General features: G+C 65.5%; 7 protein-coding genes. All 7 read right to left on the reverse strand.

All coding sequences use genetic code 11. From position 1 onward, the window contains the following. Positions 1-99: 99 nt before the first annotated feature. Positions 100-930, reverse strand: a complete 831-nt coding sequence (locus tag ABIE35_RS16760; RefSeq protein WP_354516668.1) for a DNA-formamidopyrimidine glycosylase family protein — start codon at positions 928-930, stop codon at positions 100-102. Continuing rightward, the gene (locus tag ABIE35_RS16765) at positions 923-5,935 is read right to left on the reverse strand and encodes an Lhr family helicase (RefSeq protein ID WP_354516670.1); all 5,013 of its coding nucleotides are present in this window, start codon (positions 5,933-5,935) and stop codon (positions 923-925) included. Before ABIE35_RS16765 ends, ABIE35_RS16760 begins: the two co-directional genes overlap by 8 nt. Before the next feature lie 56 nt (positions 5,936-5,991). Next, positions 5,992-6,633 carry a DUF4232 domain-containing protein gene (locus ABIE35_RS16770; RefSeq protein ID WP_354516870.1) on the reverse strand — a complete coding sequence of 214 codons (642 nt, stop codon included), beginning with the start codon at positions 6,631-6,633 and terminating at the stop codon, positions 5,992-5,994. A 104-nt stretch (positions 6,634-6,737) separates the two neighbouring features. After that, a complete protein-coding gene (locus ABIE35_RS16775) occupies positions 6,738-7,481 on the reverse strand; it encodes a YcnI family copper-binding membrane protein (RefSeq protein ID WP_354516672.1) in 744 nt (247 codons plus the stop codon). Positions 7,482-7,600: 119 nt separating this feature from the next. Continuing rightward, positions 7,601-8,221, reverse strand: a complete 621-nt coding sequence (locus tag ABIE35_RS16780) for a hypothetical protein (RefSeq protein WP_354516674.1) — start codon at positions 8,219-8,221, stop codon at positions 7,601-7,603. Positions 8,222-8,374: 153 nt separating this feature from the next. Further along, positions 8,375-8,932, reverse strand: coding sequence for an SRPBCC family protein (locus ABIE35_RS16785; protein ID WP_354516676.1), 558 nt, complete (start codon positions 8,930-8,932; stop codon positions 8,375-8,377). A gap of 147 nt (positions 8,933-9,079) precedes the next feature. Next, a complete protein-coding gene (locus tag ABIE35_RS16790) occupies positions 9,080-11,062 on the reverse strand; it encodes a serine/threonine-protein kinase (RefSeq protein WP_354516678.1) in 1,983 nt (660 codons plus the stop codon). Positions 11,063-11,074 lie beyond the last annotated feature (12 nt).

Below are 11,074 nucleotides of genomic sequence, written 5' to 3' on the forward strand. Positions count from 1 at the left end.
CGGCGGCTGGTGGTTCGCCCGGCCGGGTTGGTTGTCACGGACCCGGCCGGCGGGCTACGGCGGGGCTGGTTTTCCGCTGGAGTGTTTGCCGTTTCCGCTTTACGGGGCCGGCTGGCATCGCGGGCAGAAGTAGATGTCCCGTTCCTCGGTTCCATCCGGGCCGGCCAACAGGCCACGCCGAACCGTGGCGCCACAGCGCCTGCACGGTTGTCGTTCCCTGCCGTAGACCCAATACCCGGGCCTCAAGGCGCGTGGGCCCAGAGTGGTCCGCCGGCCTGGGCCAAGGTTTTCGCCGAGGAGGCGTTTGGCATCGTTGATCGTCTTTGCCAGATCCGGAACCTCTCCCACCGGGAGGGCGGGGTGGATCCCGGAGAGGTAGCAGGCTTCGCAGCGGTAGATGTTGCCGATGCCTGCCAGTTTCCGCTGGTCCAACAGCGCAAACCCTACGGTGACGTCCGGCTCGGCCCGCAGCCTCCGCAGAGCCTCGTCCTCGTCCCAATCAGGGCCGAGCAGGTCCGGTCCCAGATGTCCAACTATCTTGTCTTCCTCGGCGGTGGGCACCACTTCCAGGATGCCCAGCGAGAACCCCACTGCGTCAGCCGTGGCTGTGCGGAGCACACAACGTGCCGTATGGCCGGGCTTGGTCCATCGACCACCCGGCGGATAGATCATCCAGTTCCCCTCCATTTTCAGGTGGGAGTGGATGGTCAGGGCACGCGGCCTTTTGCTGGCGCCGGGTGCCTCGTCCACGGGGCCGGTGAGGCGCATCAAGAGGTGTTTGCCTCGGGGGACCACCTCGGTCATGGTCCAGCCTGCGAGGTTCAGGGTGGCGAAGCGTGGCACACGGAAGTCGGAGGCGGTAATGGTTTGCCCGGCCAAGGCCTCGTTCAGCCGCGATGCAGCGCGCCAAATGGAATCACCCTCAGGCACGGATCCGGAGTCCCTTCGGAGTGGAGTAGGCGCCGGCTGCTGCCAGGGCAACGGCAATGGGGGTTTCGAGGAGGTCGTGGCCGTTGACCTTCTCCATGAAGAGCTTGTCCACGGCGCCGCGGCGCACCACATCCACCAAAGCCTGGGCCGCAAGTGTCAGCACGGCCTCGTCTTGGTTGAACGTGAGCAGCGTCTTGCCGCCGCGTTCCACGTAAAGGACCAACGCGCCGTCGACCATCACCACCAGCGCTCCGGCCTTCCGACCGGGACGGTGCCCGGACCCGGCGTCGACTGACAAAGCAGGCCACGGAAGGGCCGCGCCGTACGGATTGGCCGGATCCGTTGCGGCCAAGGCCAAAGCCGACGGTTCTGCCTTGGAAATGCGGGCATCCTCTGTGAAGGACCTCAGCCGGTCCACCGTTGCCGGGACTGCGAACTGGGCAGCACCCAAATGCTCGATAAAGTACCCGCGGCGGCACCGGCCTGCCTCCTCCAACCGGGCAAGCACTTTGTACATGAGCCCGAAGCCGCCAATGATGTTCTCCGCCATGACTGAACCGCGGGTCACCACGCCGTACCTGTCCAACAGCAGTTCGGCCGTGCCGCGGGCATGGATGGTGGGATCCAATTCCGGGGCAGGCAGGGCCGACCAGCGGCCCACAGCAGACGGCGGTGCAGCAGCAATTCCGCCTGATACCGAGCCGTAACGACCGCCGGTAAGCCCGGGCGAGCCCAGCAGACCGGTCCCGTGCGAGCGCCCCAGCCTGCTGAGGCGGGGAGCCCGCGCCCTCGGGGCCTTGGCCACCTGCCGGTGTGCGGTTTTGCCGCCGGCGATCATGGCGCGCACCGGGGCAAAAGTATCTCCTGTCACCCGGCCGGCCCAGACCAGGTCCCACAGCGCAGAGACCACGGCGTCGTCGCTCAACACCGAATCCATGCCGCCTGCCACGTCAGTGAGTTGCCGGAAGAAGTAGCCACCGCCTGCGCTGAAGTGCTCCAGGAGCCGCTGTTGTGCGTCTCCGGGTTCGAACTCGGGGGAGGGGTTGAGGGTCAGCTCGGCGGAATCGGCCACGTGGAGGCTGATCCAGCCGTCGTTTCCCGGGAGGGAACCGGCACCGGACCACAGGAGCTCGCCCGCGGCCATCAGTTCGTCGAGCATGGCCGGTTTGTAGTCCGCCACCCGGCTCGCCAGCACCAAAGGCTCCCAGGCTGAGGCGGGGATTGGTACGCCGGACAGCTGGTCCACGGCCGTGATGATGCCGTCTAGTCCGCGCAACGCCTGGCTGCGCGACTTGCCCGGTGGGGTGACGTTTTGCCAAGCCGGCAGGAACCGCCCGTAAGCGGCGGTGTCCACGGGCTCCACTTCGGCGCGGAGGGCAGCAAGGGAACGGCGGCGCAGCTTGCGCAGAACTTCGGCATCGCACCACTCGCTGGACGGCGGGGCGTCCAGGGTCATGAGCTCGCGATCCGCTCCTTCCGCCATGGGCTGGGGTTCGGCCACAGCGTGTGGACGGAACTCTCCCTCCACCACCCGGCCGTCCCCGGCCAGGCGTTTCAGGGCCGTGTTGACCACCGCTACACCGAGTCCCAACCTTGAGGCTGCTTCCGACGCCGTGAACGGTCCGTGTGTGCGTGCATACCGGGAGACGAGGTCACCCAAAGGATCATTGACCGGCTCAATGAACGCCAAAGGAACACCCATCGGCAAGGGAACGCCGATTGCGTCGCGGAGTCTTGCGGAATCCTCCACCGCAGCGAAGCGTTCGACGCCGCCGATGGTCACCTTAAGCGCTCGGTTGGCTTTCTGCAGGGCAGCGAGGTGGGATCCGGCGTCGGTGACGGTGCCCGGTGGCGCGGCCGGCGGAGCTTCCTCCAGGTGTTCGGCGCCGTCCGGATGATCTGCGCTGACATGCTGCTCCAGTGTTCCGGGCTGCAGCATTGTTTCTGCGGGCTCCACGCCTTGAAGCCGTTCCGCCACTTCTTCGACGCTGAGCGGACCCAACAACCGCAGCAGGTCAGCCACACCCTCCATCCCACGCACTCGCCTGTCAGGGGCCAGCCGCTGCAGTTCCCTTTCCGTGGAGTCGATAACTGCCGCATCCAGGAGCTCGCGCAGTTCCACACGCCCCAGGAGTTCGTTGAGGAGAGTGGAGTCCAACGCCAGGGCAGCGGCCCGGCGTTCCGCCAAGGGGGAGTCGCCCTCGTACAGGAACTGGGCCACATAGCCGAAGAGCAGCGACTTGGCGAAGGGGGACGGCTGCTGCGTGGTGGTCTCCACGATCCTGAGTTCACGACGCTCCACAGACGCCGCAATGTCTTTGAGTGCGGGCAGATCGTAAACATCCTGCAAGCATTCGCGCACCGTTTCGAGCACGATAGGGAACGAAGGATACTTCCTGGCGACGTCCAGCAACTGGGCCGAGCGTTGCCGTTGCTGCCACAGCGGCTGGCGCTTGGCGGGGTTTTGGCGCGGCAGCAGCAGCGCCCGGGCTGCGCACTCGCGGAACCGGGAGGCGAACAGCGCGCTTCCCCCTACTTCGGCGGTGACGATTTGTTCCAGTTCCTCCGGGTCAAACAGGAACAGCTCAGCGCCGGGCGGCTCATCTTCCATCATGGGCACGCGCAGGACGATGCCGTCGTCGGCCGCCATCGCGGAACCGTCCAGTCCGTAACGCTGCTGCAGACGTTGCCCCACGGCCAGCGCCCAGGGGGCGTGGACGGGCATGCCAAAGGGGCTGTGGAGGACTACCCGCCAGTCGCCGAGCTCGTCATGGAAGCGTTCGACCACCAAGGTTCGGTCACTGGGGACGATCTCCGTGGCTTCCTTCTGTTCCCTGAGGTACTGAAGCAGGTTGCTTGCCGCGAAGGCGTCCAGGCCGCTGGCTTGGCAGCGTTCCATGGCGGGAGCCTCGTCCGCTGCGGAGAGTTCCCGGATGAACGCGCCCAAGGCCCGGCCCAGGTCAACGGGCCTGCCGAGCGAATCACCCTTCCAGAAGGGGAGCTTGCCGGGTTGGCCGAAGGCCGGGGAGACCAGGACGCGGTCGTGGGTGATGTCTTCGATTTTCCAACTGGTAGCGCCCAGTGCGAAGACGTCGCCCACCCGGGATTCGTACACCATTTCCTCATCGAGTTCACCTACACGGCGGCCGCCCTTGGCCGCGCGGGCGGAGGCAGTGGGTTCGCTCCCATCCCCGCTGCCCGGGGAAGCTGAGCCTTCGACTTCCGTACCGATGATGTACACGCCGAACAGACCCCGGTCCGGGATGGTGCCACCGGAGGTTACTGCCAGGCGCTGGGCCCCGGGCCTGCCTTCGATGGTTCCTGCATGCCTGTCCCAGATGATGCGCGGCCGCAGCTCGGCGAACTCGTCTGAGGGGTATCGGCCTGCCAAGAGGTCCAGGGTGGCCTCGAACGCGGATCGCGGCAGGCTGGCGAACGGTGCGGAACGCCGGACGGTGCTGAACCAGTCTTCGACGTCGATGCTCCCCAGCGCAGTTGCCGCCACCGTCTGCTGGGCCAGGATGTCCAAGGGATTCGTGGGGATGCTCAAGCGTTCGATTTGCCCGCTCAGCATGCGTTCCACGGTGACACTCGTGTGCAGGAGATCCGCCCTGTGCTTGGGGAACAGCACTCCTTCGGAAATCTCACCCACTTGGTGTCCGGCGCGTCCTACCCGTTGGAGGCCACTGGCAACCGACGGCGGAGACTCCACCTGGATGACCAAGTCCACCGCACCCATATCGATGCCCAGTTCCAGTGACGAAGTTGCCACCACGCAGCGGAGCCTGCCGGATTTGAGGTCGTCCTCGATCATGGCCCGCTGGTCCTTGGAGACCGAGCCGTGATGGGCCCGGGCCAGGACAGGATCGGCGCCGGTGGTGTTGCCGGCCTGAGCCATCATGTGGGCCGGGGTGGCTGTTGATGCCGGAACTGCCGGAGCTATGGACCCCGACGCGCCAGGGCTGGCCTCCGGTGCTGCCCACTCTCCACCGCCCACTGCCATCAATTGCCGTTCGGCGTAGATTTCATTGAGCCGTGCTGTCAGGCGCTCTGAGAGGCGTCGGGAATTGGCAAACACAATGGTGGATTGCTTGGACAGGACCAAATCAACAATCTGTTCCTCCACATGGGGCCAGATGGACGCCTGGGGCTGCAAGCCCGACGCCGGCCCGGAATCAAATGCTCCCGCGGCACCCGGGAGGTCTGACATGTCCTCCACAGGCACGGTGACTGTGAGGTTCCAGTTTTTCTTGGACGGTGGAGCCACGATTTCCACTGGAGCCTGGCCCGCCAGGAACTGCGCCACCAACTCACGCGGTTGGACGGTGGCCGAGAGCCCGATCCTCTGCGCAGGCTTGGGAAGCAAGGCATCCAGACGTTCCAGCGAGACGGCAAGGTGAGCCCCGCGTTTGGTACCCGCAACGGCGTGCACTTCGTCGATGATGATGGTGTCCACTTCGCTGAGCGTCTCCCGGGCACGGGAGGTCAGCATGAGGAACAGGGATTCGGGCGTGGTGATCAGGATGTCCGGCGGGTTGGTCAGCAGCGTTCGGCGATCTGCCGCCGTCGTATCTCCTGAACGCACGCCGACTGTCACGAGCGGTGCAGGCAGCCCTAGTCGCTTGGCCGTCTGGGTGATGCCTATCAGTGGCGCACGGAGGTTCCGCTCTACGTCCACCCCGAGTGCCTTGAGTGGGGAGATATACAGGACGCGGGTTTTGGTCTTGGGACGTTTGGCGCGGCCCTTGCCGTTGGCGGGGACAGCCTCCAGCCCTGGGAGGGTGTCCGAGGGTGTGGAATGCAACCGATCCAAGGCCCAAAGGAACGCTGCGAGGGTTTTGCCGGAACCAGTGGGTGCCACCACCAGCGCATGCGAGCCTGACGAGATCGCGTTCCACGCCCCGTCCTGCGCTGGAGTGGGCTCGGAAAAAGCGCCGAGGAACCATTCTCTGGTTGCCTGGCTGAAACGGCTGATGGCGCCATCCGACGCCTGCGGCTCCTGCATTCATCCATCATGCCCCACGGCCCCGACAGAATAAGACGGCGCCGTGGGGGACAGTGTCAGACTGCCTGGAATGCGGTGATGGTCAGGAGCTTGATACCGGCGTTGCTGCAGGCATCGTGGGGCTCGGCGACGAACAGCGATGCTGTGTCGTTTGGCGGGTAGATCCGGAAGCCGGCGGCAGGGACCTTGGTGCAATCGCCGTAGTTGCCGGCCTGCGTGTAACGGATTTCAGCCCACGCAGACTTGCCCGGGGCCAGCTCGATCTTGGTGACCGGGGTGGTGGTCTCGCGGGTTGCCGGTTCGCCGATCGGTTCACCATTGGCATCGGCGGTCAGCGAGACGCCGGCGAAGCCTTCGAGGACACAGGGGGTTGTGCCGGAGTTCGTCAGGATCAGCTTTTCGTAGATGCTGCCTGCTGCTCCGCCGCCTGTTGAATCGGTAGCCGCCGTCAGCGACGCCGCTTTGCACAGGGTGGCGTCTGCTGGCGCGGCGGACGTGGCGGTCGCCGACGGCGATGGCGTCGTTGTGGCCGTTGCCGAAGGTGAACTGGGTGTCGACGAGGCCGACGGAGTTGAGGAAGTGGGCGGGGCACTGCTGGTTCCCGCCGGGCTGGGGCTTGGCCCGCAAGCCGCCAGGAGCAGCAATGAAGCGGCTGCCGTCGTCGTGACAAGTCCGGTTTTAATGCGCTGAGTCCACATGGGCACCAGCCTTGCCCCGGTCATGACGGGAGTCAATTGAGCCACGGTGAAGAGCCTGGATTGGCGCCCGGATCGTAATCTTCCGGGCGCCAACCCGGGGTTAACTACTTGGAGGAATCAGCCTTGATCACTGCGGGCTTGGCAGCGCGGCTGCGGAAGAAGGCAGCACCGCCCAGGCCCAGGCCAGCGATGCCGGCGATCAGACCGGCCCAGCTGCGTGCCTGCGAGCCGTCGTCAGGGGTCACTGCGGAGGCCTGCTCAGTGGAGACGGCGGTTGCAGCGTGGTGGTCACCTTCCGCGACGGCAGGAGTGATGGTGACCGACGGCGCTGGCGCCTTGAGATCGTGGGGGTCCTGGCCTTCCTTGGCGATCTCGGACCAGTCGGTCTGGCCCTGCTCGCAGGTCTGCAGCGTGGGGAAATAGAGGGTCTTGCCGGCGGCGTCCGGCAGCTTGACCGACAGGACCAACGCGTCACGCAGGTGAGGGTCAAGCGGAGCCTTGGCCGTGTACACAATCTGGCTTGTGCGTTTGGTGATGGAGGTGCCGTCATCCAGCTTCTTGGGCTCGGCAAGGGTCTCCGTGACTTTCTCCACGGTCCAGTTCGGGTTGACGGTCGGCTGTGCGTCATTCAGCTCTTCGGGGAGTGAAATGGCAACTTTTGTGGTGCCGAACGTGTCGCAACCGTGGGGGATGCCGAAGGTGACCAAAGCGTACGAGTTGGCAGCGGTCTTGTTTGGGTCGGCGGAAACGTGCGCGGAAGCTCCGGCCAGACCTGCCATCATCAGGGCGGCGGTTCCACCGGCCACGGCGGTAGCAGAAAGGGTGCGACGGAGGGCGGACTTGTTCATGGGATTGCCTTTCAGGGGCGCCGGCTGAGGCGGCGCGGGGGTACGGGTTGAAGGCCCGTCACCATGCAAAGGCTTTGCGTTTGCGGCGCGCTCTTGCGTCGCCTTGGTGCCGGGCGGAACTAGGGAAGTACGACGACGGCGGGCGGGCCGCGTCGGCTGTCTTGCCTGAGGTTCCGCCAGGGGCGGGGGATGAAGACATCTGGTGCGCCAACTGCGGCAGGCGAGGCACCGGCGTCGGGCCTGAACACCAGGGTGGGCAGGGCGAGCAGCGGCCGCAGCCAGGCCGCCAACTGCCAAAGCGCATCTTCACCTTTGGTGAGGACGACCGCAGAAGCAAAGGTAGCAAGGACGTGGCCCACCAGCATCAGGGTGCCGAAAGCCGTCCCGAGCTCATGGGTGTGCGCTGCTGCGATGTCCATGCCGGGGCTCAAGGAATCGCCGCCGACGTGGTGGTTTGCTGCCGGACCCATGGCCGTGATGGGCCCCAAGGCGGTGAAGGCCTCGTGCAGCACCAATTGTCCCGCGCCCAAGAGGCCCGCCATGGAGACGAGGTTCAGCTTGAAACGGGTAGCCAGTGTTGCCACCAGAGCCGTCAACACCACGAGCGCCAACAGGACCGGGGCCGTGGGAAGCGTCCCGCCGCCCGCAATGTGGGCACCTGCTGCGAGGAGAACCACCACAAGAGAGACGGCGCCCGACCGCAGCGCATGGAAGGGAGCCCTGGTCCGCGATGTGCGCACGTGGTCCTCCCTGATCTCATCTGTTGCTTGATTGTCGGCGTCTCGATTCTATCGGGAGTTCGGCGCCGGTCTGGCCTCGGATGGGTGGCTATGTGGATAGGTGCGTCGAGGGGTTGGCTCTCGGCACTTTGGCAGCGACGAAAGAGGTGAGAGCTAACCCCTCGCCCGCCGGACGAAGGTTGGTTGTGGGGGCTGGGGCACTTTCGCTATCGACGTGGAACGACGACGGCGGAGCTCCAGTTTGAGGCTCTCCTCGCCTCGCGCCATGGCCCAGTGATGGTTGGCCGAGAATGCGGGTTTGAGCAGCCAGCTCAGCCAACGGAGCAGTGGCTTGGCCGCGCTGACCCGCCAAACGTAGGTGATGACCACCTCCGGGCCGTCGGTTTCGAACGTCCAGCGGCCTGTTCCGTTGAGATCGCCAGCGGCGGTGAGGGCGAAGCCGTCGAGGCTCACGGGCTCTGTGATGGTCAGACGCCAACGCAGGGTATACGGAAGCCAGCCCTTGGTGTGAAGGTCGAAGGCGGCACCAACGCCCTCGGGTCCGCCGTCGGCCACGGGAGTGACCGTGAGATAGACAGACGGCCACCATTGCCTGAGCGCCGCTGCATTACCAAGGATGTCCACCACTTCCTCGCGGGTTCCCGCTACACGCCACACGGTGACGAACTCGTAATCGGTGCTTTTGCTGGTTCTTTTGGTGGTCCCGGCCATTGTTGCCTCCGCGGTCCGCGCTGGTTCCGAGGGTGTCTTGTGGCATCCGAGGCTAATCTACTCCTGGCTTCGCCGAAGGGTTAGCTCTCGCCCCTTTGACAGCGTGAAAAGGGTGAGATCCCGCCCCTCGGCGCATGTGAGAGGGAGCTACTCGCCCGAGTTCTCCCGGGATGTGATGCCGAACGGCGCGGACTGGAGCTCGGTGAAGTTTCCCACGCTGGCCCGGACCGTACATTGCGGCGTGATCTGCAGGGCTGTGACAGTGAGTCCTGAGCTGTCCACCGCCAGCGCTCCGCCACAACCGTCGGCGAACCGCACTCCCTTTTCACCGCCGGTGACTGCGTCGAGCATCTGCGATGGCTTACCCGAGGCCGGGCTGACGTAGAGGGGATTGAGTTCATCGGCGCCTCCGGCCCACACTGGAACCAGCGTGATTTTCAGGGGACTGGGCGTGACAACGCGGGCAGGGGTGCGGACCTCTACGCCCTTGAGGCGTTGCACCGGGTACGCGGTGCCTTTGACGGCAGGGTTTTGCGTGGCAGCCGTGGTTGCAGCCGATGAGCTGCGAAGCCAGGCATCCATTGCCTTCTGGTCCGCGGGCTGCACAGGTACCTTGGCGGTCAGTTGTACAGATCCTCCGGCGGGAATCTCCACCCCGGACAGCTTCCAGCCGCATTCAACATCCAGGCCGGTGATGGAAGCCTGGTTACGGCTCACCGTGCCACCATCCCACGTCACAGCCGGGCATGCTTCGCCGTCGGCAAGTCCGGGGATAACCTCCAGGAACTCACCGGACAAGGGCGCTTTCTGCGCCGAGTAGGACACCGTTAAACGGACCTGGCCGGACGAAGGCTCATACGCTGCGCTCCGCGAAATGGCGAGGCCTGTCGGAAGGGCAGGGTCCTGCAGTTGCGCTGACAGCTGCTGTCCGGGAGGCGGGGGTGCTGCCTGCTGGGTGGTGGGGGACAGGAGAATAAAACCCACCACCATGGCCACGATCAGGAAGACCGCGCTGGCGGCCAGAAGCAGCGCCTTGCGTGTCCGCCAAAACGGGGTCGAGTCTTTTTCCTCTGCCTTTTCCTCCGCTTGGGGAAGGACCTCGCGGCGCGGCATGGGGCGGGCAATGGTAGCGCTGCCGGCCTGCCCCAGGTCCGGAGCCTCAACATCGACGCCGGAAGGTGGGACCGCTGCAAAGGCTGCGAGTTCGTCATCGGTAAAGGCGCCGCGGACGACGGTAGCGGGACGTTCGACGTCGTCGAACTCTTCGGGCGCTGTCCCGCGGAGCAGGGCGGCCTTGCCCGCAAGACCAGGCGCCAGGCGTCGGAGGGTCGACGCAGCCTCAGCGGCCGTTGGTCGTTGGTTGGGGTCTTTGGACAACAGCCGATCCAGGACGCCCCACAAGGCGTCATCCACGGGAATACGGGGTGGGCGCGAAGAGACATGGCGGTAAGCCACGCTGAAGTCCGTCCCCGGACCCGCGAACGGCGTGCGGCCGGCAAGGAGTTCGTAGAGCAGGACTCCCGTGGAATAGACATCTCCGGCGGGCCCGGACCGGCCTTGGCTGATGAGTTCGGGAGGCATGTACTGCGGAGTGCCGATCAGGCCTGTCGTCTGGCGGATTTTCTCGCCCACGACGTCGGAAATGCCAAAGTCGGACACACGCACGTCGCCGCTTTCACACTCGGACCACGGGCGGGCCAGGAGCACATTGTCCGGCTTGATGTCACGGTGCGTCACGCCCCGCGAGTGGGCGAACGCGAGGGCATCGAAGATTTCGGCGGCAACTTTCACTGCTTCTTCGGAGGGCATCGGGCCTGCGTCCTTGACGACGTCGCGCAGCGAGCCGCCCGCGATGTAGTCCATGACGATGGCCAGCCGTTCGCCCTCAACCACCATGTCCCGTACCGTGACGATGCTGGAATCCTGCAGACCAAGCAGCACGGAGCGTTCGCGGACGAACCGCTCTACCAAGGAGGGGTCATCGGCATGCTCCGGGCGCAGGACTTTGGCCGCCAGGGTGCGGCCGTCTGTGGACGTGACCGTCCAGACTTCGCCCACAGCCCCTGAGCCCACCCGCTCCCCAAAGCGGTAGGACGCGCCTAACGCCTGACCCGTTTGTGCCAATTGCATGTCCGTACTCTC

Source organism: Paenarthrobacter sp. 4246, from assembly GCF_040546855.1.
In the GTDB taxonomy this organism is placed as follows: domain Bacteria; phylum Actinomycetota; class Actinomycetes; order Actinomycetales; family Micrococcaceae; genus Arthrobacter.

Coding starts and splice junctions, on each gene's coding strand:
- ABIE35_RS16765 (WP_354516670.1), bottom strand. CDS start 5,935: ATGCAGGAGCCGCAGGCGTCGGATGGCGCCATCAGCCGTTTCAGCCAG.
- ABIE35_RS16770 (WP_354516870.1), bottom strand. CDS start 6,633: ATGTGGACTCAGCGCATTAAAACCGGACTTGTCACGACGACGGCAGCC.
- ABIE35_RS16785 (WP_354516676.1), bottom strand. CDS start 8,932: ATGGCCGGGACCACCAAAAGAACCAGCAAAAGCACCGATTACGAGTTC.
- ABIE35_RS16775 (WP_354516672.1), bottom strand. CDS start 7,481: ATGAACAAGTCCGCCCTCCGTCGCACCCTTTCTGCTACCGCCGTGGCC.
- ABIE35_RS16790 (WP_354516678.1), bottom strand. CDS start 11,062: ATGCAATTGGCACAAACGGGTCAGGCGTTAGGCGCGTCCTACCGCTTT.